The organism is Plantactinospora solaniradicis (assembly GCF_042658085.1).
Classification (GTDB): domain Bacteria; phylum Actinomycetota; class Actinomycetes; order Mycobacteriales; family Micromonosporaceae; genus Plantactinospora; species Plantactinospora solaniradicis.
On record NZ_JBHSPR010000010.1, the window covers coordinates 431,777 to 455,868 of the forward strand.

Consider the following 24,092-nt stretch of genomic DNA (forward strand, 5'->3'; position numbering starts at 1 on the left):
CCCCCCGCTGTGGAAAAACGCCCAGGAAGCCCGATGATCTGATACGGCACGTCCGGGAAGGAACCGCCGGAACGGGTCCCGACGCCCTGGCATGGACCGGAATCGGGCTGGCCGGCGTGCTCGCCTAGGCTGGACAGCCGGAGCGGGGACCAGCCCGTCACCAGCGCGAGGAGCGGCGATGAGCACAGTGGACGATGTCAGCCGACCCGCCCGGCTCGCGGAGCCCGACGAGGGCATCAGCATCGAGGAGCTGGGGCTGGCCGCCCGCAACCATGCCCTACCGCTGGAGGCCCTGCGCTACGACGTCACGCCGGTGGGTCTGCACTACCTGCTCATCCACTACGACATCCCGGCCCTGGACGCGGAGCGGCATGTCCTGACCATCGACGGTCGGGTCGACCGGCCGCTCGCGCTCGACCTGGCCGCCCTGCGGGAGCGCCCCCGGGTGACCCGCCGGGTCACCCTGGAGTGTGCCGGGAACGGCCGGGCGCTCCTGACGCCCCGGCCGGTCAGCCAACCGTGGCTGTCGGAGGCGGTCGGCACCGCCGAGTGGACGGGCACCCCACTGGCGCCCCTGCTCCGCGAGGCCGGGCTCGGGTCGGACGCGGTGGATGTGGTCTTCACCGGCGCCGACCACGGGGTGGAGCGCGGGATCGAGCAGGACTACCAGCGCGGACTGCCGCTCTCCGATGCGCTGCGCGACGAGGTACTGCTGGCGTACGAGATGAACGGGGCCCCGTTGCTGCCGCAGCACGGCGCACCGCTGCGCCTGGTGGTGCCCGGCTGGTACGGCATGGCGCACGTCAAGTGGTTGACCCGGATCAGTGTGCTGGACCGCGAATTCGACGGCTATCAGAACGCGGTCGCGTACCGACTTCGCGCCGACGCCGACGACCCGGGGGTGCCGGTGACCCGGATCGAGCCCCGGGCGCTGGTGCAGCCTCCCGGGTTTCCGGACTTCATGTCGCGGGTTCGGGTGCTGCGGCCAGGACCGTGCACCGTGGAGGGCCGGGCCTGGTCGGGCCATGCTCCGGTGACGGCGGTCGAGGTGACCACCGACGGCGGGGCCAGTTGGAGCGCCGCCACCCTCGACCCGGCCGAGTCGGCCGATCGGCGGGTGCCGGGTGGGTCGACGGTCGACGAGCGCTGGGCCTGGCGTCGCTGGCGGTACGAGTGGACGGCGACCCCCGGCCGGTACACGCTCGGCGCGCGGGCCACGGACGCGTCGGGACGGGTCCAGCCGGTCGATCCGCCGTGGAATCGGGGCGGGTTCGCGAACAATCTCGTCCAGCGGGTGGAGGTCGTGGTACCCGAAGATCAATAAGTCGCGGGCCTCCGGCCGCTTCCCGGCGGCCGACCGCTACCTACCTGTCCACCCACCCACGGCCGCCGAACGATCAGCCGCCGAATCCGGAATCCGCAGGAAGAGAGATGTCCGGCTTTTCGAGTTCTTCGACGTTGACGTCTTTGAACGTCATTACTCGGACATTCTTGACGAAACGCGCCGGGCGGTACATGTCCCATACCCAGGCATCGTGCATCTCGACCTCGAAGTAGACCTCTCCATCGGAGTTCCGCACGTGCAGATCAACCTGGTTTGCCAGGTAGAAGCGCCGCTCGGTCTCCACTACGTAGGAGAACTGGCGAACGATGTCGCGGTACTCCCGATAGAGCTGCAGCTCCATCTCGGTCTCGTACTTCTCGAGATCTTCCGCGCTCATCCCACTCCGCCTTCCATGGCCACATCTTCCCCCACCAACGCTGACGGCCGAAGCCGCTCGCCCAACGCCACGCCGACGGTACTCCCTGCCCGGCCCGCCCGCGCCATCGACTCGATTCCGCCCAGGTGCGCCGGCCGCCGCGAACGCGGAGGGTTGCCGGCCCGACCGGAGACGGTGGCGACATTGACGTACGAGAAGCGATGTTCCGGACACGGACCGTGAAGCTCCAGCGCGGCGCTGTGCTCGGCGGTGATGTATCCCTTGTGTTCGGCGAACCCGTACCCGGGGTGTTCGTCGTCGAGTTCGACCATGATCCGGTCGCGGGTGACCTTTGCCAGCACGCTCGCCGCCGCGACACAGGCGGCGACCTGGTCCCCCTTCCACACCGCCAGCCCCGGCACGCCCAGCCCGTCCACGCCGAACCCGTCGGTCAGCACGTACTCCGGGGGGACCGCGAGCGAGGCCAGCGCCCGACGCATGGCCGCCACGTTGCAGACGTGCAGCCCCCGGGCGTCCACCTCCACGGCGGGGATGATCACCACGGCGTACGCCATGGCCCGGGCGACCACCTCGGCGTAGATCCGTTCCCGCGCGGCCGGGGTGAGCAGTTTCGAGTCGGTCAGACCGTCGATCTCACCGCGCCGGCCCTCGGGAAGTACCGCCGCGGCGGCCACGAGCGGGCCGGCACAGGCCCCTCGCCCCGCCTCGTCAGCGCCGGCGACGTACCGGAAACCACGGCGCCGCAGCGCGCGTTCCATGGCATAGATACCGCCTTCGCGGCGGATCACCGTACGGGGTGGGGTCAGCACCGCTACTCGCTCTCCAGCGCCCGGCGTAGCACCTCGGGCAGATCGGTCGGATAGAACCGCTCCCGCGTACGGGCCAACTCGTCCATCGTCCACCAGCGGTGGACGTCAATGGTCTCACGCTCGATCTGGTCGAACCCGGCCGTGTCCACCTCCCAGGCGGGGACCCGGACGAGGAAGAACTGCTGCTCCTGCCGGTACCACTGGCCGGCGAAGGTGAACTCCGTCACCTCCCGCCAGACGGGTTCACCCAACTCCTCGGGGGTGACCCGCAGCCCGGTCTCCTCGGCCAGTTCCCGGACGGCACCCGCCACCGGCGTCTCGTCCGGGTCGAGGCCACCGCCGGGGGTGAACCAGTACCGGTGCTCGGGCCGGGCCGGGTCCCAGCCCCGGAACAGCAGTACCCGACCGGCGGCGTCGAGCAGGAGGATCCGGGCGGCCTGGCGAGGGCTGAACACGGTCACCCGGTCAGCCTAGCCGCGCCGTCGGTGGCCGCGCTGTCGCCGGGCGGGCCGCCACCGGTCTCCGGTCAGCCCTGGGGGTTCGGAATGGCGCCGTAGGACTTCGGCACGGAGAGCCAGGTGGCCCGGCCGACCGGCCAGAAGACGGTGAAGGCGCGGCCCACCACGGAATCCTCCGGTATGGTCGCGAGCTCGATGTTCTGCCGGCTCTGCTGCCAGTGCTCCAGCGAGTCGCCCGAGGCGGAGCGGTGGTCGCCCATCACCCACAGCCGGCCGGCCGGCACCGTGATGTCGAACTCCTCGTCCGCGGCCGGGTCCTGGACGCCGTTCTCCGTGAAGATGTACGGCTCGTCGAGCGACTGCCCGTTGATCATCAGGCGGTCCTCCGGGTCGCAGCAGACCACCCGGTCACCACCGACGCCGATCACCCGCTTGATGAAGTCCTCACCCTTCGGATTACCCGTCCACTGGGTCGGCGCCTTGAAGACCACGATCTCGCCCCGGTGCGGCGACCGGAAATCGTAGACGAGCTTGTTGACGAGCACCCGATCGTAGATGTCGAGAGTGTGCTCCATCGACGGCGACGGAATGTAAAACGTCTGCAGCACGAACGCCCGTACCAGCACCGCGACCAGAATCGCCACGCCCAGCAGGATGGGTAGTTCCCGCCAGAACGAACTGCGGGGCTTGGACTGGTCGGTCTGCTCGTCAATCACGGGTGGAGCCTACGATGCCGAGTCCCAGGAGAGCGTCGGGAACGCGCGGTAACGAGTAGAGTGCCCAGGATTGGCATAGCAATTGCTATATCTCCCGTGTTTGCGGTGTTTTGTGGGGTACCGCCGGACGACTCGCCCGGTGCGGGCGCGGCAACGGGTCTCGGCAGTTCGTCGAATGTCTCCGGCACCGGCAACGAGGTCCAGTTACCGAACGGCCAGACGATCACGAAGGCCCGGCCGATGACGTTTTCGATCGGCACCGGCCCCTGGCATCTCGCGTCCTGTGACACCAGCCGGTGGTCGCCCATCACGAACAACTGCCCGGGCGGCACGACCACCTCGGCGAACCGGCGGGACCGACACTCCTGGCTGTTCGGCGGTACATCCACTGGGGAGTTCTCCAGGACGTACGGCTCGTCGAGCGGGGCACCGTTGACGGTTACCCGGCCCTGGTCGTCGCAGCACTGCACCCGGTCCCCGGGGACTCCGATGACCCGTTTGATGAAGTCCTTCTCGCCCGGACGACTCACCCCGACGAGATCGCCGATGGTGCGCCCGAGCTTGGCGACGAATCCGGGCTCCGGCTCGTCGGTGACCTGCGGCGCCCAGGCGTCCGTACCCCGGAACACCACGATCTCGCCGCGGGCCGGATCCCGAATGTCGTACACGATCTTGTTGACCAGGACCCGGTCGCCGATCAGCAGGGTGTCCTCCATGGACCCCGAGGGGATGAAGAACGCCTGGAGAAGGAAGGTGCGGATCAGAACCGCAAGACAGAAGGCCACGACGAGCAGCAGCGGTAGCTCCTGCCACAGCGGCATCTGCTTACGCGTACGGCGCGAGCGCCGGGCCCGGCGACTCCATGGTTCGATGTCGCCCTCTTCGTCCACCCTACGCACCAACGCATCTCCCGGTCCCGAGATACAGCGCTGTCATCCAGTCCCTGGATGACAGCAGTCGCGAGCGGTAGCGCGGGGGTGACCCGCAACCCCGGTGGAAGCCGGGGTTGCCGCGTCTCGCGTCTGCCCGTGCGGCCAGAGTAGCCGCGATCGACACCGACGGCACCCCGCGATTGGCGTCGGCGTGGTCAGTCAGGGGTCAGCTGACCCGCTTCTCGCGCTTCTCCTTGATCTTGGCCTTCTTGCCACGCAGCTCACGCAGGTAGTAGAGCTTGGCCCGGCGCACGTCACCGCGGACGATGACCTCGATCCGGTCGATACCCGGGCTGTTGATCGGGTAGGTCCGCTCGACCCCGACCCCAAAGCTGATCTTGCGTACGGTGAAGGTCTCCCGCAGGGCCGCTCCGTGGCGCCGGATCACGACACCCTCGAAGATCTGCACCCGGGAACGGCTGCCCTCGATAACTCGGGCGTGCACCTTGACGGTGTCACCGGCCCGGAAGTCGGGCACGTCGGTGCGCTGCGACTGGGCGTCGAGGGCGTCCAGGGTGTTCATCGCTGCATCCTTGATAGCTCACGGCGCACCGGGCGTCGGCGCGCGGATGGGTGATTCTGATCCCCACGGTGGAACCCTGGATCGGAGTCCGGGCGGAGATCCTCGCAGTCGTCCGTGGCACGGGCGACTGCGGCAACCCCCCTACTTTGCCATATCGTCGGCCGGTGGCTGAAATCCGGCCCCGGCCAACGCGGCGACGTCCCGTTTGTCCAGGTCCGTCGCGGCCAGCGCGGCGAGCATGTCGGGCCGCCGCCGGGCGGTCCGGATCAGCGCCTGGTCCCGCCGCCACCGGGCGATCCGGCCGTGGTCACCCGACCGCAGGATCTCCGGTACGTCGTGACCACGCCAACCCGGCGGCTTGGTGTAGACCGGCGCCTCCAGCAGCCCGTGCGCGTGTGACTCCTCGGCGAGCGAGTCGGCGTTGCCCAGCACGCCGGGAAGCAGCCGGGTCACCGCCTCCATGATCACGAGAACCGCGACCTCGCCGCCGAAGAGCACGTAGTCACCCAGCGACACCTCGGTCACCGGCATCCGGGTCGCGGCATGCTCCAGCACCCGCTGGTCGATCCCCTCGTACCGGCCGCAGGCGAAGATCAGATGGGACTCGGCCGCCCACTCGTGCGCCAGCGCCTGCCGGAACGGCACCCCGGCCGGGCTCGGCACCACGAGTCGGGGCGGCGGATCCTCCTCGACCGGAACCAGCGCGTCCAGGGCCTCCCCCCACGGCTCGGGACGCATGACCATCCCCGGCCCACCGCCGTACGGCGTGTCGTCGACCGTCCGATGGACGTCGTGGGTCCAGGTCCGCAGGTCGTGCACGGCAAGGTCGAGCACCCCGGACGCGCGGGCCCGGCCGATCAGGGAGAGATCCAGTGGAGCGAGGTACTCCGGGAAGATCGAGACCACGTCGACCCGCATCAGGGCCGCCGTGACCTCTCCAGGCCGGCTCACAGGTCGAGCAGCCCGGCCGGTGGGTCGACCACCACCCGGCCGCCGGCCAGGTCCACCTCCGGAACGATCGCCTTGACGAACGGGATCAACGCCGTACGTCCCTCCGGGCGGCGTAGCACCAGCAGGTCCGAGGCGGGAGCGTGGTCGATCCGGGCCACCTCGCCGAGCGACTCACCGGACGTCGTGACCACGGCGAGGCCGACCAACTGATGATCGTTGAACTCGTCCGGGTCGGTCGGTGCCGACAGCTCCGCGCTGTCCACCACGAGCAGGGTGCCGCGCAGCGCCTCGGCCACGTCCCGGTCGTACACCCCGTCGAAGCAGATCAACAGCCGGCCCTGGTGCCAGCGGACCGCCTCGATGCGCAGCGACTCGGGTACGCGTACCAGTTCGCCATGATCGGTGACCGGTGAGGCGGCGGGCGCCCTGGTGCCGGATTCCGCCGCCGGGTCGGTGCGCAACACCGTCCCGACGGCGAACCGTGCTTCGGGATCGTCGGTCCGCACCTCCACGGTCACCTCACCGCGGATACCGTGCGGACGGCCGATCCGGCCGACGACGAGGAGCATCGTGACCGGAATCAGTACGAGTCGACGATGTCGACCCGTACCCCGCGCCCGCCGATCGACCCGATCACCTGGCGCAGCGCCTTCGCGGTACGGCCGGAGCGGCCGATCACCGTGCCCAGGTCCTCGGGGTGGACGCGTACCTCCAGGCGCTTGCCCCGCCGGGAGTCGACCATCCGGACCCGTACGTCGTCCGGATGATCGACGATGCCCTTGACCAGGTGCTCAAGCGCTGGCCGGAGCGCCACGTCAGGCCTGCTCGCCGGAGTCCGCACCGGCCTGCTCCTCGGTCTTCGCCGGGGCCTCGGCGGGAGCCTCGGCCTTGGCGGGAGCCTCAGCCTTGGCAGGTGCCGCCTTGCCCGCCTTCTTCGCCGGCTTGGTCGCCTCGGTCAGCCCGGCCGCGGCCTTCGCCTCGGCCTCGTAGGCCGCCTTGCGGTCGGCCCGCTCGGGCGCGACCAGCAGCGGCGGCGGGGCCGGCAGGCCCTTGAACTTCTGCCAGTCGCCGGTCTTCTCCAGCAGCCGCTGGACGGCCTCGCTCGGCTGGGCGCCGACGGAGAGCCAGTGCTGCACCCGGTCCGACTTGACCTCGATAATCGAAGGATCTTCCTTCGGCTGGTAGATCCCGACGAACTCGATCGCCCGGCCGTCACGCTTCGTACGCGAGTCGGCGACGACAATGCGGTATTGCGGGTTGCGGATCTTACCCATCCGCAGGAGCCGGATCTTTACGGCCACAGTGTGTTCGCTCCTGTTGCGATTCTCACCAGCCCGGAACGGGCGGTGCGCGGGTGAGAGCCAACCGGCACAGTGGGGTTGGGCCGGAGACTGCTCGATGGACTGGCGACACGCCCGGGTTAGAGGGCGCCTGACGTGTGCCGGATACCAGCGACCTATTCTGCCAGACCCGGCCCCGAGACCTCACACCGGCCGGCGGAATCGGCACGTCCGGCTGTAACCCCCACAGCCACGGGGCGCGCGGCGGCATCGACGGGACCGGGCGGGCGACCGGGTGAGATGCGCCCCGTCGTCCCGCCCGTCCCGTCGGTCATGGTCCGGACCCCTCCATGCCGGTCCCGGCCCCGCTGGACACCGCGCGCCTTCCGGCCGTGCCGGGTCGGCCCGCGTCGCGCTCGTACCGCTGCCACTCAGCCCTTGATCGCGCCCTGCAGGCCACCGACGATCTGCTTCTCGGCGAGCGTGAAGAACAGCAGCGCCGGCAGCATCGCCAGCGACGTGAAGGCGAGGATTCCCGCCGTGTCGGAGGTGTACTGGCTGGAGAAGTTCTGCACACCCAGCGGCAGGGTGTGCAGACTGGCGTCGCTGAGCACGAGCAACGGCAGGAGGAATGCGTTCCAACTCGCCACGAATGCGAGGATCCCGACCGTGACGAGCGCGGGCCTCGACAGCGGCAGCACGATGAGCCAGAGGAAGCCGAGCCGGCCCGTGCCGTCGATCGCGGCGGCATCCTCCAACTCGCGGGGGATGGCGGCCAGGAAGGGGCGCAGGATCACGATCGTGAGCGGCAACGCGAAGGCGACCTGCGGAAGGATCACCGCGAGGTAGGAATTGACCAGGTTCAAATCGCGCAGCATGAGGTAAAGCGGCAGGATCGCCGCACCGGCCGGAAAGAGCAGGCCAAGCGTGAAGAAGGTGTAGAGCGCCTCACGCCCCCGGAAGGTGTACCGGGCGAGCACGAACGCCGCACAGACCCCGAGCACCACGACGGCGAGCGTCGTACCCAGGGCGATCACCGCACTGTTGAACGCCTGCCCCCAGAAGTCGCTCTGCGTCAGCACCCGGATGTAGTTGTCGAGAACCCACGGGTCGGGCAGCCCGGCCGGGTTCGCGACGATCGACGGGGTGGTGCGGAAACCGCCGACGATCACGTAGACCACCGGGGAGATCGACACGGCCGCGATCGCGAGCGCCAGCGCGTAGGTGAGCGGACTACCCCACGACGCCGTGCGGCGCTTGGACGGCGGAGGCAGGACAGCGTTCGCGGCCACGGTCAGTTCACCCTTCTGGTGGTGATGGCACCCTCGATGTCGCGACGGAGGAGGAAACGCTGGAACAGCAGCGCCGCCACGAAGGAGATGACGAACAGGATCACGGCCACCGCGTTGCCGTAGCCCCACAGCCGGGCGAAGAAGCCGTTGTCCACCATGTACGTCGCCATGGTGGCCGACGCGCCGAGCGACCGCACCGAGGGCACCGAGGTCACCCAGATCACGTCGAAGACCTGGAGTGAACCGATCATCGACAGGAACATCCAGATCCGGATCGTCGGGCCCAGCAGCGGGAGCGTGATGTGGCGTTGGATCTGCCACCAGCTCGCGCCGTCGATCTCGGCGGCCTCGGTCAGCTCGTGCGGCACGTTCGACAGGCCGGCGAGCAGGAGGATGATGGCGAAGCCGACGTACTTCCAGGTGAGGACGAAGAGCAACGTCCAGATGACGACATCGAGGTCGGCGAGCCACGCCTGCACCAGACTGCCCAGTCCCAGCGACCGCAGCAGCGCGTCGACGGTCCCGCCGTCGGTCAGGATCAGCTTCCACATGATGCCGACGGTGACCTCGGCGAGCACGTAGGGCACGAACACCAGCAGCCGGAACGCGGTGCGCCCGCGGAAGCGACGGTTGAGCAGCAGGGCCACGGCCAGCGCGATGGGGCCCTGGATCAGCAGCGACCCGACCACGATGATCGCATTGTTGCGCAGCGCGTCGAGGAAGATCGGGTCCTGAAAGGCGAGGGTGTAGTTGTCGAGGCCGACGAACTCGGTGGGCGGGCCGACCCCACGCCACCGGAAGAGGCTGTAGTAGACCGCGAAGCCCATCGGCACCAGCACGAACATCACGTAGACGATGACCGCCGGCGTCGTGAGCCCGATGATCTCGTACCACTTGCGTCGTCTCTCGGCCGCGCGGGAGAACGGCTGTCGCCGGGCGGGCCGGAGGCCCGCCGGCGGCGCGGACGCGCCGCCGGCGGGATTCAGGGTTGGATTGATGGAGGTCACTTGCGTGCGGCTGCCTTCATAGCGTCGACGACCTTCTCAGGGGTGCCGCTGCCAGCGAAGATGGCGACGATCGCGTCGTTCATCGCGTTGCCGACGGTGCTACCGAAGGCCGTGTCCAACCAGAGCTGTACGTAGGTCGCGCTGGACGTGGCTTCCAGGATGGACTTCAGGGAGGGGTCCGCGACCCCGGACTCCGCGCCCTTGGCGACGGGCAGACCGGTGCCGGTCTCGGCGTACGCCTTCTGCACCTCGGGGCTCACGATGTACTTGAGGAACTCGACGCACTCGGCCGGGGCGTTCTTGGCACAGGCGAATCCGTCGCCACCGCCGAGGGCCGCCTTCGGGTCACCCGCCGAGTTGGAGATCGCCGGCACCGGGAACCAGCCGAGGAACTTGGCGAGGGCCGCCTTGTCCTCGGCGACGGTCTCCAGGGTGCCCTTGTTCCAGTCACCCATCAGCTCCATCGCGGCCTTGCCGTTGGCGAGCATGCCGTTGGCGCTGGTCGGGTCGTTCTGGCCCGGGGTGGCGATGAAGTTGGGCTGGAACGGCTTGGAGTCGATGAAGGTCTTCAGGTCCTGGCCGGCCTTGACGAAGCAGGGGTCGTCGAAGACGGTCTCGACGGAGGCCTTCTTCAGGGTGTCGACCGAGCAGGCGCGCAGCGCGAAGTTGTACCACCAGTGCGCGGCCGGCCACTTGTCACCGGCACCGAGGGCGATCGGGACGACGTTGATGGCCTTGAGCTTCGTGACCGCGGTGTTGAGCTCCTCGAACGTGGTCGGCGGAGCGGAGATGCCCGCCCGCTCGAACATGTCCTTGTTGTACCAGATGCCTTCGATGCCCATCCGGTACGGCAGGCCGTACTGCTTGCCGTCCACCGCCCAGATCTCGGTGGCGCTGCCGATGTTGGCAACTTCCGTCTTGACCTGGTCGGTGATGTCCTTGAGGTAGTCGGCCTCCACCTGCTCGCGGATCTCGCCACCGCCCCACGCCTGGAAGATGTCCGGCGGGTCGCTGGTCAGGAGTGCGGCAGGGAGCCGGGTGCGCTGGAGCTGGTTGGTCTCGATCGCCTCGATCTGGATCGTGACCGTCGGGTGGAGGGCGGAGAAGTCCTTGGCGACCTTCTCCCAGTAGGTCTTGCCGGGCCCGTCCTGGGAGGCGTTGTGCCACCAACTCAGGGTCACCGGATTCTTGTACAGCTCTTCTTCAGCGGGCGTATCACCGTCACCACCGCCACATCCGGCGGCAAGGAGTGCGCTGGTCGTCAACAGCGCAAAGACGGCGCCCGTACGGCGCTTGATCGGCATCGAATGTCTCCTCGACTAGGCAGTCGCGGTACTTCAACCTGAACGGCGAGTTTTACAGCCAGGTAACGTGGTGTCAACCGTTGTCGATAACGGTTTCGACTCCCCTGCGACGGGGTTCTGGTAGACCTCTATCATCGTCGGCGTGGCGTTTCCGCAGCGTGTCAAGATGTCGGACGTGGCCCGTGCGGCCGGCGTCTCCGTGGCGACCGTATCCAAGGTGATCAATGGTAGGTACGGCGTCGCCCAGGCGACCGTGGAACGCGTCCAACAGGTCATCCGGGAACTCGGGTACGAGGTCAGCCTCGGGGCACAGAGTCTGCGCAGTCACCGGACCAATGTGCTGGGCATTCTGGTCGCCGAGTTCGAGCCGTTCTCGACCGAGCTACTCAAGGGGGCGTCCAGGGAGGTCGCCGGAACCGGCTACCAGCTGCTGGCCTACTCCGGCGGCGACGGCGACATCGCGGCCATCGGCTGGGAACGACGGTCGCTGGCACGCCTGTCCGGAACGCTCATCGACGGGGCCGTGATCGTCACGCCGACCGTGGTCGAAACCAAGCAGGGCTTCCACGTCGTCGCCGTCGACCCCCACACGGGCCCGTCCGGCCTGCCCACCGTCGATTCCGACAACTTCGCCGGCGCCATGCTCGCGACCAACTACCTGCTGTCGCTCGGCCACCGCCGGATCGGGCACATCAGCGGACGTCCCGACCTCGAGTCGGCACGCCTGCGCGAGGCGGGCTTCCGCAAGGCCATGGCCGACGCCGACGTCCCGGTGGACGAGCGGCTGGTACGCGTCGGCGGGTTCAAGATCGAGGGCGCCGCCGGTACGGCCGCGGAGCTGCTCGCGCTCCCCGACCGGCCGACCGCGGTCTTCGCGGGAAACGACCTCTCCGCGATCTCCACCCTCGACGTCGCCCGGAGCATGGGTCTCAGGGTGCCCGACGATCTGTCCGTGATCGGCTTCGACAACGTCCCGGAGTCGGCGCTGGTCAACCCGCCGCTGACGACGATCATGCAACCCCTGCAACGCATGGGCGCCCAGGCGTTGCGGCTGCTCATCGACCTGATCGGCGGCGTCGAGCGCGACACGCACATCCGGCTCCCCACCGAGCTGGTCATCCGCGCGTCCTGCCGCCCCTACGCCCCGGACCGGCAGCGGAGTCTGCCGCTGTCCAACCGCACCGCGTCGACGGGCGGCTGAACAACTCGTCGAACCGCGCCGGCGGGCGGTGGTTCAGCGCACGGGCGGGCGGTCCCAGCCGGGCGGCAGCGTCGGCACGGTCCAGTCGGGGTCGGGTACGACGTCACACCAGGTGCCGTCGAACGGGAACTCGCCGGCCTCGGCCAGCTTGATCACCCGCTCCCCCTCGGCCCGCACGGCCGAGGCGTCCGGCACCCAGTAGTGCTCCGGCAGGGCGAGCCGCTCGGCGAACTCCCCCTCGTCCTTCCACTCCCAGGTGTGGTCCGGCCAGACCACCACGTCGAGGTCCTGGTCCACCACGTCGACGCCGGCCACCTCGCCGTCGTCCCAGCGGACACCGTGCTCCTCCAGGTTGACGTACCAGTTGGCGAACCGGTCGTCGGCGTCCCGGAAGAACCAGACCGAGTGGTTCGCCCCGGCCGGCAGAAACTTCAACAGCGGCGGACCGTTCCAGGTCGCGACGTGCAGCCGGTACGCCGAGGTCACCCATTCGGTGAACGGCAGGGCCCGCATGCCACGGCCGTCCTCGGTGACCTCGCTGGCCACGGGCGTGTTCCGGGCGATCCAGAGCAGCAGGCCACGATCGTCGTCGCTGACCACCCGGGCCGGGCGGACCCAGCCGATCCGCCCGCGCCGGACGTTGCGGTGCAGGACGACACGCCCCCGTGGAAAACGCATCCGGCGGTCAGTAGGAGCGGGCCAGGATGGCGGTCAGCTCCGGCTCGTCCTCCGAGTCCGGCACCGAGCCGTCGGCGCGGCGCAGGCAGCGCACCGTGACGGCCTGGGCGTTCGCCTTCGCCTCGCCCTCGGCCCCGACCGCCGACCACGGCACCAGCGCCCAGCCCGCACCGGCCGCCTCGATCGCCTCGTCCAGGGTGTTCACCGACGCGGTACGCGACTCGCGCAGCGCCAGCGCCTCGTCGTGCAGCGTCCGCTGGTCGGCGTCGAGCGCGGCGAGTACCGCCGACACCACGTCCGCCACCGGAACCGGGGTCTTCGAGCCGCCGGTCCGACGCACCAGCACCGCGTTACCGGCGGCGAGGTCGCGGGGGCCGACCTCGACGCGTACCGGATAGCCCTTGAGCTCGGCGTCGACGGCCCGGCGGCCGAACGGGGTGTCGACCCGGTCGTCGAAGCCGACCCGGACCCCGGCGTCGCGCAGCGCGTCGCGGAGCTTGGTGGCGGCCTCGGTCACGCCGTCGCCGGCCTTGACCACCATCACGTACGCCTGGATCGGCGCGAGGCGGGGCGGCACCCGCAGCCCGTTGTCGTCGCCGTGCGCCATGATCAGCCCACCGAGCATCCGGGTGGAGCTGCCCCAGGACGTGGTCCAGGCGTGCTCGACGGCGCGCTCGGCCGAGGTGTACGTGATGTCGAAGGCGCGGGCGAAGTTCTGCCCCAGCTCGTGCGAGGTGCCCATCTGCAGCGCCTTGCCGTCGCCCATCATCCCTTCGAGGGTGTAGGTACGGGTGGCACCGGCGAACCGCTCCCGAGCGGTCTTCAGCCCGACCAGCACCGGAATGCCGAGCACGTTGACCATGAAGTCCTCGTACACCTCGTGCAGGATCTTCCGGGCGTACGCCCGCGCGTCGGCCTCGTCGGCGTGCGCGGTGTGGCCCTCCTGCCACAGGAACTCGGTGGTCCGCAGGAAGACCCGGGGGCGCAGTTCCCAGCGCACCACGTTGGCCCACTGGTTGAGCAGCAGTGGCAGGTCGCGGTAGGAGTCGACCCACTTGGCCATGAACTCGCCGATCACCGTCTCACTGGTCGGCCGGACCACGATCGGCTCGGCGAGCTGCTTGCCGCCACCGTGGGTGACCACCGCGAGTTCGGGAGAGAACCCCTCCACGTGCTGCGCCTCCCGGCGCAGGTAGCTCTCGGGGATGAACAGCGGGAAGTACGCGTTCTCCGCGCCGGCCACCTTGATCCGGCCGTCCATCTCCGCCTGCATCCGTTCCCAGATGGCGTAGCCGGCCGGTCGGATGACCATGGTCCCCCGCACCGGCCCGTTGTCGGCGAGCTGCGCCTTGGCGATCAGGTCCTGGTACCAGCGGGGGAAGTCCTCCGCACGGGGAGTGAGCACGCGTGCCATGAGGGCACATCTTAGGCGCCGGTGCCGGCGCACGACCCTGCGGGGCGGCCGGGGTCAGCGCACCACCCGGCCGCGCAACACGATCCGATCCGGTGCCTGGACGACCCGCAGGTCGGCCCGGGGGTCGGAGCCGTACACGACGAGGTCGGCGAGGCCGCCCTCGACCAGCCCGGGGAACCCGAGCCACTCCCGGGCCCGCCAGGAGGCCGCCGCCAGGACATCCGTGGTGGACATTCCGGCGCGCTCGTGCAGCAGGAGCATTTCCCGGGCCGCCAGCCCGTGCCCGATGCCGCCGCCGGCGTCGGTGCCGACGTAGATCGGCACCCCGGCCTCGTACGCGGCCCGGACCACCGCCGGGAAGCCGTCGCGGAGCGCCAGCATGTGCTCGGCATATCCGGGGAACCTGCCCCGGGCCTGTTCGGCGATGCCGCCGAAGGTGTCAATGTTGATCATGGTGGGCACCAACGCCGTGCCGCGTCGGGCCATCTCGTCGACGAGGTCGAGGCTCACCCCGGTCCCGTGCTCCACCGAGTCCACCCCGGCCCGCACCATGATCTCGACCGCCGCCTCGGAGAACGTGTGCACCGCGGCCCGGACCCCGGCCGCGTGCGCGGCATCCACCGCCGCGACCATGGTGGCCGGGTCCCAGGACGGCGCCAGGTCGCCGAGGCCCCGGTCGATCCAGTCCCCGACCAGCTTCACCCAGCCGTTGCCCGCTCGGGCCTGCGCGGTCACCGTGGCCGGTACGTCGACGGCCTCGACCTCCACCGCGATGTCCCGGAGGTACCGCTTCGGCGGCGCGATGTGCTGACCGGCCCGGACCAGCCGAGGCAGCTCCGGCTCGTCCTCCAACTCCGGATACGGGTACGGGGAGCCGGCGTCCCGGATCGTCAGCACTCCGGCGTCCCGGTCGATCAGGGCCAGTTCGCGGGCCTGGTCGAGTGAGCCGATCGGCACCGCGCCCGGGGCGATTCCCGGGTGGCAGTGCGCGTCGACCAGACCCGGCAGTACGAAGCCCCGATCGGCGATGGTGACCGCGCCGGCGACCGGGGCGAAGGTGATCCGGTCACCCACCAGCCACAGGTCACGAACCTCGTCGTCGGGGAGCACGACCCCTCGCACATGCAGCGCCATGCGCACATTCCTACCGGATCACGCCCCGGCCAGCCGTCGCGCCCCGCGATTCACGAGCCGACGCCAGCGCCGCACCCCACGATTCAGGACTCGGCGCCGCACCCCTACCCCTCGGCGTGCCCGCGCAGGCCGGCCCAACGGGCGGTGAGCGCCGGCAGGTCGACCGTCACCTTCCAGGGCCGCTCGGTGCTGAAGACGTCGTCGGTGTGCACGGCCGGTTCGTACTCACCGGCGGGCCCCAGGACCATTTCGGTGAGCGTCATCCGCTCGTGCAGCGGATCGACGACCCAGTACGTCGGCACGCCCGCGTGGGCGTAGACCCGGGCCTTGTCGTACATGTCGCGGAAGGTGAAGTCGGGCGAGACCACCTCGACCGCGAGGACCGCGTCCTCGACCGGAACGGGGCTGCGTGCGACGTGGTCGGGCCGCAGCGCCACCACGTCGGGCCGGGGCTCGTTGCGCCGGTTCACCTTCATCGAGAGGTCGATGCTCACCACGTACTCCGGTGGGCAGTTCGCGCGCAGCGCGAGCAAGATCTCGACACAGAGGTCCTGGTGCAGGTGTGTGGGGACGGCAGGATCAACCTTCCGTTGATCAGTTCGTACGGAAGGTCCCTCGGCAGCTCGCCGAGGTCGTCGACCGTCCACTCCTGCCGCTCCGGCAGCATCGGCGTCGCGGTCATGACCGCTCCCTCCCGAAAACTGCCGTCACCCTACGCGCTCAGGCTATCGCTCGCTGTCCCTGTCGTTCCCGACGACCGCGCCCACACCCGCTCCGGTCACTTCTCGTTCGGGCGCTTGGTGAGCTTGTTGAAGTCGAGCTTCGGCAGCTTGAATCCCGGCGGCAGGCCCTGGCCACCCGGCAGCGCCGACGGGTCCATCCCCGGCGGAAGCTGCGGCATGCCGGCCGGGAAACCGCCGGCCGGGCCGCCGCCGACCCGGGGCCGGCCGCCGCCCTTGGTCCCCTTGCGCTTGTTCTTCGGCGACTTGGTCGCCTTCCGCCGGCCGCCCGGCAGGCCCATCATGCCGCCCATCTGCTTCATCATCTTCTGCGCCTCGGTGAAGCGGTTGAGCAGTTGGTTGACGTCCATCACGGTCACCCCGGAGCCGTTGGCGATCCGGGCGCGCCGGGACCCGTTGATGATCTTCGGGTTGGTCCGCTCACCCGGCGTCATCGACCGGATGATCGCGGTGACCTTGTCGAAGTGACTGTCGTCGACCTCGGCCAACTGGTCCTTCATCTGCCCCATCCCGGGCATCATCGCCAGCACGTTGGCGATCGGACCCATCCGGCGGACCGCGATCAACTGGTCGAGGAAGTCCTCCAGGGTGAACTGCTCGCCGCCCATGAGCTTGGCGGTCATCTTTTCTTTCTGATCGGCGTCGAAGGCCTGCTCCGCCTGCTCGATCAGGGTCAGCACGTCGCCCATGCCCAGGATCCGGCTGGCCATCCGGTCCGGGTGGAAGACGTCGAAGTCGGTCAGCTTCTCGCCGGTGGACGCGAACAGGATCGGCTGTCCGGTGACCTGGCGTACCGAGAGCGCGGCACCACCCCGGGCGTCGCCGTCGAGCTTGGACAGCACCACGCCGGTGATGCCTACGCCGTCCCGGAACGCCTCGGCGGTCCGTACCGCGTCCTGTCCGACCATCGCGTCGATGACGAAGATGACCTCGTCGGGGTCGACCGCGTCCCGGATGGCGGCGGCCTGCGCCATCATCTCGGCGTCGATGCCGAGCCGGCCGGCGGTGTCGACGATGACGATGTCCCGGGCGGCGCGACGGGCGTGCTCGATCGACGCCTTGGCGACCTGGACCGGGTCACCGACGCCGTTGCCGGGCTCCGGCGCGTAGACCTCCACCCCGGCTCGGCCACCGAGCACCTGCAACTGACCGACCGCGTTCGGACGCTGGAGGTCGGCGGCGACCAGGAGCGGCTGGTGCCCCTGTCCCTTGAGCCAACCGGCCAGCTTGCCGGCCAGGGTCGTCTTACCGGAGCCCTGGAGGCCGGCGAGCATGATCACGGTGGGCGGCTGCTTGGCGAACTGCAACCGGCGGCCCTCGCCACCGAGCACACCGACGAGTTCCTCGTGAACGATCTTGATGACCTGCTGGGCCGGGTTCAGCGCCTGCGACACCTCGGCGCCGCGCGCCCGCTCCTTGATGCTGGCGATGAAACCCTTGACCACGGGCAGGGCGACATCGGCCTCCAGCAGCGCCAGCCGGATCTCCCGAGCGGTGGCGTCGATGTCGGCGTCGGTGAGCCGGCCCTTGCCACGCAGCTTCGTGAAGATCCCGGACAGGCGGTCACTCAAAGTATCAAACACGGCGCAGCATCCCGTTTGTCGTATTCACCCGAGCATGACGTGGCCGAACCACGGGTGCCCGGCCATGGCAAGGGTAGCCGCCCACTCCACCCGGCGCTTCCGGGCCGCCGAGCCCGGGACCAAGTCGAGACGGCCGTACCGCTGCCCGCACCGTCGGTCCGCCGGTCGGTTCAGAGCTCGACCAGCCCGGACTGGTAGGCGAAAACGACCAACTGGGCGCGGTCCCGGGCGCCCAGCTTGATCATCGCCCGGCTGACGTGGGTACGGGCGGTGGCCGGGCTGACCAGCAACTGGGCGGCGATCTCGGCATTGCTGAGGCCCTCGCCGACCAGGCCGACGATCTGCCGCTCCCGCTCGGTCAGGGTGTCCAGTTGCGGGTGCGGCCGGAGCACCCGGGACGGCCGGGTGGCGAACTCCCGGACCACCCGGCGGGTCACCGACGGGGACAGCAGCGCCTCGCCCCCGGCCACCAACCGGATCGCCCGGAGCAGTTCGACCGGCCGAGTGTCCTTGATCAGGAAGCCGCTGGCACCGTGTCGCAGCGCGTCGAAGACGTACGCGTCGATCTCGAAGGTGGTCAGCACGACGACCCGGGTGCCGGTCAGGTCCGGATCCGCGACGATCCTCCGGGTCGCCTCGATGCCGTCGATCCCCGGCATCCGGACGTCCATCAGCACCACGTCGGGACGCTCGCGCCGGGCCAGTTCGACCGCACCCAGGCCGTCCGCCGCCTCCCCAACCACCCGCAGGTCCGGCTCGCTCTCCACCAGGGTGCGCAGGCCGAGCCGGACCAGATCCTGGTCGTCCGCGATCAGCACCCCGATCGGCGGCGGCCCGGTCTCGGTCCCGGTCATCCCCGGGGCTCCGCGGGCAGCCGGACGAAGACCCGGAACCCGCCACCGGAACGCGGACCGACCTCCAGGGCGCCGCCGAGGGCCTCGACCCGTTCCCGCATCCCGGTCAGCCCGTGGCCCGCGCCCGGACCCGCCACCCCCGGCCCGCCCCGCCCGGTATCGATGACCTCGATCGTCACCTCGGCGGGCAGGTATCCGATCCGGACGGTCGCGGTGGCGGCGCCCGCGTGTCGCAGCACGTTGGTCAGCGCCTCCTGCACCACCCGGTACGCGGCCAGGTCGACCGCCACCGGCAGGGTCCGCCGGTCGCCGGTGACCGTCAGCGTGACCGGTAGACCGGTGCCGTGCAGCCGCTCGGTCAGCGCCGCGACCTGGTCGAGACCGGGTGTCGGGGCCCGGTCGGTTCCGGCGTCCCGGCGGACGACCGACAGGGTCACCCGCAACTCGTCCAGCGCTTCCCGACTGGTACGGCTGATCGCGGTCAACGCCGTCTCCGCCTGCTCCGGGCGGGTCGGTAGCAGGTGCAGCGCGATCTCCGCCTGCATGTTGATCGCGGCGAGCCCGTGCCCGACCACGTCATGCACCTCCTGGGCGACCCGGAGCCGCTCCTCGTCGGCCAGCCGTCGGGTCTGTTCGATCCGGGTACGGGCGGCCGTCTCCCGGCCCGACCGGACCGTGGCACCCACCGCGAAGGGTACGGCGATCCACGCCGCCCCGGGTAGCACACCGGCCAACCCCATCGGCGAGGTACGGATCGACACGACGGTGTGCGCCAACATGACGACCAGCGACACCGCACCGCCGACCGCCGCGCGCCGGACCGGCAGGTACGCCGCCACCGTGTAGACGGCGATCAGATAGCTCAGCAGCATCGGCCCGTACGGGTAGCCGACCACCAGGTACGCCGAGGTGGCCAGGGTGCACAGCCCGAGGGTGATCAGCGGCCAGCGGCGGCGTACCGCCAACGCGAACGTGGAGAGCGCGATCAGGGCGTAACACCAGCCGTCCGCCGGAACCACCCCGGGCTGGTGTTCCCCGATCACCGTGGTCACCGGCACCGTCAACGCGAACAGCGCGACCGCCAGCGCCACATCGGCCAGCATCCCCGGCCGGCTACGCCCCGGCACCGCCATCGCGCGGCCCCCCATCAGCTCGGCGTCCACGACCTGGACCGGCGCCCCGCCACTGGTTCAGAGGATGTCACGGCGATGCAGGAAGGCACCGGACAGCAGCACGAAGCCGACCAGATAGCCGGCAACGGTCAATGCCGCCTGCCCGCCGCCGACGACCTGCTCGACGCCGGGCGTGTCCGCGCCGGCCCCCAACGCGGCCACCAGAGACCCGGCGTTCGGTCCGGGCAGCCCCTTCTGCAACTCGGCCACCCAGTCGAGCAGTGGCGCGGCGAGACTGGCCAGCAGGTTCTGTACGGCCAGCAGCCACACCAGGCCCAGTCCGACCGGCAGCGCCACCCCGCGCAGCAGTACGGCCAGCAACGCCCCGAAACAGGCCCACATCGTGGCGACCAGCCAGCCGGCGCCCACCCCCACGGTCAACTCGGCCAGCGGAGGCCACTGCATCGGCTGCCCCTCGACCCCGGCGATGACGGCGCTGGCGGCCCCTCCGGCGGCGAAGACCGCCAGCACGGCGGCCAGGGTCGCGACGGACAGGGCGACCAGTTTGCCGGCGTACCCGACCAGCCGGGACGGGCCCTGGGTGAACAGGGTCTTCCAGGTGCCCCAGCCGTACTCGCCGCCGACGGTCAGCACACCGAGGATCAGCATGATGGCGCCGAGGAAGATCGGCAGGCCACCGATCGAGTTGCCGACCAGTTCGGCCGGAAGCAGCGCGGCCAGCCCTCCACCGTCGGCGCCCACCTGACCGGATCCGGGGCCGGAGCCAGGACCACCGCCGACGGTGCCGGTGCCCTCGGCATAACCGGCGTACGGCACCAGGTAGGTGAAGGTCAGGCTGAGTACCAGCGCGACCGCCAGGAGCAGCCAGTTCGCGGGCCGGCGGACCAGCTTGTAGAGCTCTGCGGCCAGCACGTCGGGCAGGCCACCGGACCGGCGGCGCGCCGACGCCGTCGGATCCAGGTCCACCCGGGCGACCGGTTCAGCCAACTGTCGGGACGACATTTTCCGCCTCCACACGTCCGTCCGGTGCGGCGGAGTCCCCGCCACCGGTGAGTTCGAAGAACACCTGCTCCAGGTCCCGTTCGCGGGGGCGCAGTTCCCGGACCGCCACCCCGCCGTCGACCAGCTCCGCGTTGATCCAGGCGGCCCGGTCCGGATCGACCGCGAGGTCCAGCCCGCCGTCGACCACCCGTACCCGGTCCGGCCCCAACAGCGCGCGGGCCCGCTCGGCGGCGGCGTCCAGCGGGTCCGCCAGCACCCGCAGGGTGGCCGCGCCCCGCAGCTCGGCGACGGTGCTCTCGGCCACCAGCCGCCCCCGGGCGACGACGCCGACCCGGTCGCAGATCTGCTGTACCTCGCCGAGCAGGTGACTGGAGAGCAGCACGGTACGGCCGGCTGCGCCCAGTCGGCGGATCAGCGTCCGCATGTCGGCCATCCCGGCCGGGTCGAGCCCGTTCGTGGGTTCGTCGAGGATCAGCAGCCGGGGGTCGGGAAGCAGCGCCGCCGCCACCCCGAGCCGCTGCTTCATCCCGAGCGAGTACGACGCGTACCGGTCGCCGGCCCGGTCGACCAGGTCGACCAGTTCCAGTACGGTCCGGATCCGGTCCGGCGGGCTGCCGGCGTACCGGGCCAGCACCCGCAGGTTCTGCGCGCCGGACAGGTACGGATAGAAGGCGGGGCCCTCGATCAGGGCACCGACCGGGGGGCGCCCCGGGGCGCCGGGCGAGCGGCCGAACAACCGGACGGTGCCGGCGGTGGGCCGGACGAGGCCGAGCAGCATCCGCAGGGTGCTGGTCTTGCCGGCGCCGTTCGGGCCGAGGAAGCCGTACACCTCACCGGCCCGTACCGTCAGGTCGATCGCGTCGACGGCGGTGAGTTCGCCGTACCGCTTGGTCAGGCCCCGGGTCTCGACCGGATGCGCCGGTCCGCCGCCCGCCGGCCCCGCCACCTTGCGCAATGGTTCCGTCATGCCCACGACGATCCCCGCCGCAACCCCTGCCGCCATCACCCCCAAAGCGGCTTCGCGCCTACGCCCGCTGACGTACGCCCGGGGTGTTAAGAAGGGGCCCTTCTTCTACAGAAAACGATAATAAGGGGCCCTTCCTTACACTCTCAGCCGGCGGCGGCGAGGACCGCGGCCTCTACCCGGTTCCGCTCCGAGTCGTCGGGCCAGGCGCCGACCAGGTAGAACGCGTCGACGACGTCGCCGCCGAGGGTGGAGATCCGGGCCGCCCGGACCTGGGCGCCGGCCTCGTCGAGGGCGCTGGTGACGCGGTAGAGGAGGCCGCCGGCGTCGGCGGCGCGGAGTTCCAGCACGACGGCGTCGGTGGCCGCTTCGCGGTGCCAGACGACCCGGGGGGCGGCGCCGCTGCCCCTCGCGGCGAGGGCGCGGCCGCGTAGCCGCTGGGTGACCGAGATGTCCCCGGTGACCGCCCGGCGCAAATCGGCGGCGAGCGCGATCGGATCGGGCGGGGTGCCGTAGCGGGGTTGGACCAGGAACTCGACCAGGGCCGTCTCCTCCACCATTGTCGCGTCGGCGGCCAGCACCTCCAGCCGGTGCAGGGCCAGACAACCGGCGACCGCCGCGAGCAGGCCCTTCCGGTCCGCCGCGGCCACCGCCACCCGGTCCCCGTCGAGGTGTACGGCCGGCAGCGGCCCGGCCACCAGCGCCGGATCGGGTACCGGCGGGTCGGGGAGCACCCCGGTGTCGAGTCGGGTGTGCACCCGGCGGACCAGTTCGGCGATCAGTCGGGCCTTCCAGTCCGACCAGGCGGCCGGTCCGGTGGCGTGGGCGTCGGCCCGGGCCAGCGCGTGCAGCAGGCTCAACGTGGTGGTGTCCTGCACCGCCTCGGCGACTCCGGCGATGGTGACCGGATCACTGAGGTCCCGCCGGGTCGCCACCTCCGGCAGCAGCAGGTGCAGCCGGACCAGTTTCTCGATCAACGTGATCTCGGCGGGCGGCAGCCCGATCCGGGCCGCGATCCGGGCCGCGATCGGCGCGCCGACGATGCTGTGGTCGCCGCCGAGTCCCTTGCCGACGTCGTGCAGGAAGGCGCCGAGCAGCAGCAGGTCGGGTCGGTCCACCTCGCGGGCGTACCCGGTCGCCTCGGCGGCGGCCTGCACGAGGTGCCGGTCCAGGGTGTACCGGTGCACCGGGTTGTGCTGCGGCAGGCTGCGCATCCGGGGCCACTCCGGCAGCCAGCCGTCGACCAGGCCGTACCGGTCGCAGGTTTCCCAGGTGGTGACCAGGCCGGGGCCGGCGCCGAGCAGGGTGACCAGCGCGGCGCGGGCGGCCGGTGGCCAGGGCGTCGGCAGCGGCGGGCAGTAGGCGGCGAGCCATTCGCAGGTGGCTCGGGCGATCGGCAGCCGGGCGCTGGCCGCCGCGGCGGCGACCCGCAGTGACAGGCTCGGATCGGGGCGGGCGCCGATGGCGGTCCGGGCGAGGACGAGTTCACCGTCCTGCTCGACGACGTCCCGGGCGACCGGGCGACGCAGCGGCCGGCCGTCGGCGCCCCGGCGCCGGCCGGAGCGGAGCCGGTCGGCGGCCCGCCAGGCGTCGTCCAGGGCGTGGCTGACGGTACGGGCGTCACCGGCGACCCGGCGCAGCAGCGTGTCGCCGTCGTCCAGTCCGAGCAGCGCGGCGACGGCGCTCCGTTCCTGGGCGAGCAGCCGGTCCACCCGCCGGCCGACCGACTCGTGCAACGCGTCCCGGGTGTCCAGCAGTCGTACGTGGGCGGCCCGGACCGCCGGGCGGAGGGTGTCGCTGATTCCGGCGAAGGCGATGGCCCGGAGCAGGCCGACGTCGCGCAGCCCGCCGGCGGCCTCCTTGAGGTCTCCTTCGAGGAGGAAGGCCAGTTCGCCGTGCGCCTGCCAGCGGGAGGTGGTGACCTCCCGCAGCGCCGGCAGCGCCCGGACGGCGGTACGCCGCCACTGGTCGGCGGCGGCGGCGATGAGCTGGGCGGAGATCTCCCGGTCACCGGCCAGGTGCCGGGCGTCCAGCAGCCCGAGCGCGACCTTGACGTCGTCGTGCGCCACGGAGAGCGCCTCGGGGATGGTCCGCACCGAGTGGTCCAAGCCGAGCCGGGCGTCCCAGATCGGGTACCAGAGGGCGGCGGCCAACTCGTCCATGCCGGGCACCCCGGCGTGCACCAGGACCAGGTCGAGGTCGCCGCAGGGCGCGCACTGCCGGCGGCCGAGACCGCCGACGGCTATCAGGGCGACCCCGTTGACGGTCGTCCGGCCCGTACCGTCCGGCCCGATCGGAGTTTGGTGTTCGACGCCGGTTTCGCGTCCGGCGCCGGTTTCACGGAGGCCGGTCGCCAGCAGCCCCGCCAGCCAGGTGTCGAGCGCCGCCGCGCGCTG

At 70.8% G+C, this 24,092-nt stretch carries 25 protein-coding genes; 2 read left to right on the plus strand and 23 right to left on the minus strand.

Going from position 1 to position 24,092, the window contains the following annotated elements; all coding sequences use genetic code 11:
• Nucleotides 1-178: 178 nt before the first annotated feature.
• A complete protein-coding gene (locus tag ACFP2T_RS14435) occupies nt 179-1,324 on the plus strand; it encodes a sulfite oxidase (RefSeq protein WP_377421636.1) in 1,146 nt (381 codons plus the stop codon).
• 73 nt (nt 1,325-1,397) lie between these two features.
• On the opposite strand, the gene ACFP2T_RS14440 is transcribed toward ACFP2T_RS14435, so the two are convergent.
• The 13 genes from ACFP2T_RS14440 to ACFP2T_RS14500 form a co-directional block, all read right to left on the minus strand.
• Nucleotides 1,398-1,721, minus strand: a complete 324-nt coding sequence (locus tag ACFP2T_RS14440; RefSeq protein WP_007075222.1) for a DUF2469 domain-containing protein — start codon at nt 1,719-1,721, stop codon at nt 1,398-1,400.
• Complete coding sequence (locus ACFP2T_RS14445) at nt 1,718-2,530, minus strand: ribonuclease HII (protein WP_377421642.1); 813 nt, start codon at nt 2,528-2,530, stop codon at nt 1,718-1,720. Before ACFP2T_RS14445 ends, ACFP2T_RS14440 begins: the two co-directional genes overlap by 4 nt.
• A gap of 2 nt (nt 2,531-2,532) precedes the next feature.
• Nucleotides 2,533-2,991: an NUDIX hydrolase gene (locus tag ACFP2T_RS14450; RefSeq protein WP_377421644.1), complete on the minus strand. Its 459-nt coding sequence runs from the start codon at nt 2,989-2,991 to the stop codon at nt 2,533-2,535.
• A 65-nt stretch (nt 2,992-3,056) separates the two neighbouring features.
• Nucleotides 3,057-3,704, minus strand: coding sequence for a signal peptidase I (gene lepB / locus ACFP2T_RS14455; protein WP_377421645.1), 648 nt, complete (start codon nt 3,702-3,704; stop codon nt 3,057-3,059).
• Nucleotides 3,701-4,606, minus strand: coding sequence for a signal peptidase I (lepB, locus tag ACFP2T_RS14460; RefSeq protein ID WP_377421647.1), 906 nt, complete (start codon nt 4,604-4,606; stop codon nt 3,701-3,703). Before lepB (ACFP2T_RS14460) ends, lepB (ACFP2T_RS14455) begins: the two co-directional genes overlap by 4 nt.
• Before the next feature lie 196 nt (nt 4,607-4,802).
• Nucleotides 4,803-5,159, minus strand: coding sequence for a 50S ribosomal protein L19 (rplS, locus tag ACFP2T_RS14465; protein ID WP_377421648.1), 357 nt, complete (start codon nt 5,157-5,159; stop codon nt 4,803-4,805).
• 141 nt (nt 5,160-5,300) lie between these two features.
• Nucleotides 5,301-6,077 (minus strand): tRNA (guanosine(37)-N1)-methyltransferase TrmD, encoded by a 777-nt coding sequence (gene trmD / locus ACFP2T_RS14470; RefSeq protein WP_377422825.1) that lies wholly within the window; start codon nt 6,075-6,077, stop codon nt 5,301-5,303.
• Nucleotides 6,078-6,106: 29 nt separating this feature from the next.
• Nucleotides 6,107-6,679 carry a ribosome maturation factor RimM gene (rimM, locus tag ACFP2T_RS14475; protein ID WP_377421650.1) on the minus strand — a complete coding sequence of 191 codons (573 nt, stop codon included), beginning with the start codon at nt 6,677-6,679 and terminating at the stop codon, nt 6,107-6,109.
• Nucleotides 6,680-6,690: 11 nt separating this feature from the next.
• Nucleotides 6,691-6,951, minus strand: coding sequence for an RNA-binding protein (locus tag ACFP2T_RS14480; protein ID WP_199853371.1), 261 nt, complete (start codon nt 6,949-6,951; stop codon nt 6,691-6,693).
• Nucleotides 6,926-7,411: a 30S ribosomal protein S16 gene (rpsP, locus tag ACFP2T_RS14485; protein ID WP_377421652.1), complete on the minus strand. Its 486-nt coding sequence runs from the start codon at nt 7,409-7,411 to the stop codon at nt 6,926-6,928. The genes ACFP2T_RS14480 and rpsP overlap by 26 nt, the downstream gene beginning before the upstream one ends.
• 410 nt (nt 7,412-7,821) lie before the next feature.
• Complete coding sequence (locus ACFP2T_RS14490; protein WP_377422828.1) at nt 7,822-8,688, minus strand: carbohydrate ABC transporter permease; 867 nt, start codon at nt 8,686-8,688, stop codon at nt 7,822-7,824.
• Complete coding sequence (locus ACFP2T_RS14495; RefSeq protein ID WP_377421653.1) at nt 8,685-9,689, minus strand: carbohydrate ABC transporter permease; 1,005 nt, start codon at nt 9,687-9,689, stop codon at nt 8,685-8,687. Before ACFP2T_RS14495 ends, ACFP2T_RS14490 begins: the two co-directional genes overlap by 4 nt.
• A complete protein-coding gene (locus ACFP2T_RS14500; protein ID WP_377421654.1) occupies nt 9,686-10,993 on the minus strand; it encodes an extracellular solute-binding protein in 1,308 nt (435 codons plus the stop codon). The genes ACFP2T_RS14495 and ACFP2T_RS14500 overlap by 4 nt, the downstream gene beginning before the upstream one ends.
• A 142-nt stretch (nt 10,994-11,135) precedes the next feature.
• On the opposite strand from ACFP2T_RS14500, the gene ACFP2T_RS14505 reads away from it, so the two are divergent.
• On the plus strand, nt 11,136-12,194 hold the full coding sequence (locus ACFP2T_RS14505) for a LacI family DNA-binding transcriptional regulator (protein WP_377421656.1): 1,059 nt from the start codon (nt 11,136-11,138) through the stop codon (nt 12,192-12,194).
• Between the two features lie 33 nt (nt 12,195-12,227).
• Here the strand turns inward: ACFP2T_RS14505 and ACFP2T_RS14510 are convergent, their stop codons facing one another.
• The 10 genes from ACFP2T_RS14510 to ACFP2T_RS14555 form a co-directional block, all read right to left on the minus strand.
• Entirely contained in the window at nt 12,228-12,872 is a 645-nt protein-coding gene (locus ACFP2T_RS14510) for a ribonuclease FAU-1 family protein (protein ID WP_377421658.1), read from the minus strand.
• 7 nt (nt 12,873-12,879) lie between these two features.
• Nucleotides 12,880-14,286, minus strand: coding sequence for a proline--tRNA ligase (proS, locus tag ACFP2T_RS14515; RefSeq protein ID WP_377421660.1), 1,407 nt, complete (start codon nt 14,284-14,286; stop codon nt 12,880-12,882).
• Between the two features lie 54 nt (nt 14,287-14,340).
• Nucleotides 14,341-15,420, minus strand: a complete 1,080-nt coding sequence (locus tag ACFP2T_RS14520; protein ID WP_377421661.1) for an amidohydrolase family protein — start codon at nt 15,418-15,420, stop codon at nt 14,341-14,343.
• A gap of 104 nt (nt 15,421-15,524) precedes the next feature.
• Nucleotides 15,525-16,067 (minus strand): Uma2 family endonuclease, encoded by a 543-nt coding sequence (locus ACFP2T_RS14525; protein WP_377421663.1) that lies wholly within the window; start codon nt 16,065-16,067, stop codon nt 15,525-15,527.
• A 131-nt stretch (nt 16,068-16,198) separates the two neighbouring features.
• Nucleotides 16,199-17,743 (minus strand): signal recognition particle protein, encoded by a 1,545-nt coding sequence (gene ffh / locus ACFP2T_RS14530; RefSeq protein ID WP_377421665.1) that lies wholly within the window; start codon nt 17,741-17,743, stop codon nt 16,199-16,201.
• A 170-nt stretch (nt 17,744-17,913) separates the two neighbouring features.
• The gene (locus tag ACFP2T_RS14535; RefSeq protein ID WP_377421667.1) at nt 17,914-18,597 is read right to left on the minus strand and encodes a response regulator transcription factor; all 684 of its coding nucleotides are present in this window, start codon (nt 18,595-18,597) and stop codon (nt 17,914-17,916) included.
• Nucleotides 18,594-19,760, minus strand: coding sequence for a sensor histidine kinase (locus ACFP2T_RS14540; protein ID WP_377421669.1), 1,167 nt, complete (start codon nt 19,758-19,760; stop codon nt 18,594-18,596). Before ACFP2T_RS14540 ends, ACFP2T_RS14535 begins: the two co-directional genes overlap by 4 nt.
• 27 nt (nt 19,761-19,787) lie before the next feature.
• Entirely contained in the window at nt 19,788-20,732 is a 945-nt protein-coding gene (locus tag ACFP2T_RS14545) for an ABC transporter permease (protein ID WP_377421671.1), read from the minus strand.
• A complete protein-coding gene (locus tag ACFP2T_RS14550) occupies nt 20,710-21,699 on the minus strand; it encodes an ABC transporter ATP-binding protein (RefSeq protein ID WP_377421672.1) in 990 nt (329 codons plus the stop codon). Before ACFP2T_RS14550 ends, ACFP2T_RS14545 begins: the two co-directional genes overlap by 23 nt.
• Before the next feature lie 143 nt (nt 21,700-21,842).
• Nucleotides 21,843-24,092, minus strand: a 2,250-nt coding sequence (locus tag ACFP2T_RS14555) for a [protein-PII] uridylyltransferase (RefSeq protein ID WP_377421674.1), incomplete at its 5' end; no start/stop codon positions are given.

What these genes read in the sequence shown, in the direction of transcription:
- ACFP2T_RS14500 (WP_377421654.1), bottom strand. Translation starts at nt 10,993, where the DNA reads ATGCCGATCAAGCGCCGTACGGGCGCCGTCTTTGCGCTGTTGACGACC.
- trmD (WP_377422825.1), bottom strand. Translation starts at nt 6,077, where the DNA reads ATGCGGGTCGACGTGGTCTCGATCTTCCCGGAGTACCTCGCTCCACTG.
- rimM (WP_377421650.1), bottom strand. Translation starts at nt 6,679, where the DNA reads ATGCTCCTCGTCGTCGGCCGGATCGGCCGTCCGCACGGTATCCGCGGT.
- rplS (WP_377421648.1), bottom strand. Translation starts at nt 5,159, where the DNA reads ATGAACACCCTGGACGCCCTCGACGCCCAGTCGCAGCGCACCGACGTG.
- ACFP2T_RS14510 (WP_377421658.1), bottom strand. Translation starts at nt 12,872, where the DNA reads ATGCGTTTTCCACGGGGGCGTGTCGTCCTGCACCGCAACGTCCGGCGC.
- ACFP2T_RS14550 (WP_377421672.1), bottom strand. Translation starts at nt 21,699, where the DNA reads ATGACGGAACCATTGCGCAAGGTGGCGGGGCCGGCGGGCGGCGGACCG.
- ACFP2T_RS14435 (WP_377421636.1), top strand. Translation starts at nt 179, where the DNA reads ATGAGCACAGTGGACGATGTCAGCCGACCCGCCCGGCTCGCGGAGCCC.
- ACFP2T_RS14520 (WP_377421661.1), bottom strand. Translation starts at nt 15,420, where the DNA reads ATGGCGCTGCATGTGCGAGGGGTCGTGCTCCCCGACGACGAGGTTCGT.
- ACFP2T_RS14535 (WP_377421667.1), bottom strand. Translation starts at nt 18,597, where the DNA reads ATGACCGGGACCGAGACCGGGCCGCCGCCGATCGGGGTGCTGATCGCG.
- ACFP2T_RS14440 (WP_007075222.1), bottom strand. Translation starts at nt 1,721, where the DNA reads ATGAGCGCGGAAGATCTCGAGAAGTACGAGACCGAGATGGAGCTGCAG.
- ACFP2T_RS14545 (WP_377421671.1), bottom strand. Translation starts at nt 20,732, where the DNA reads ATGTCGTCCCGACAGTTGGCTGAACCGGTCGCCCGGGTGGACCTGGAT.
- proS (WP_377421660.1), bottom strand. Translation starts at nt 14,286, where the DNA reads ATGGCACGCGTGCTCACTCCCCGTGCGGAGGACTTCCCCCGCTGGTAC.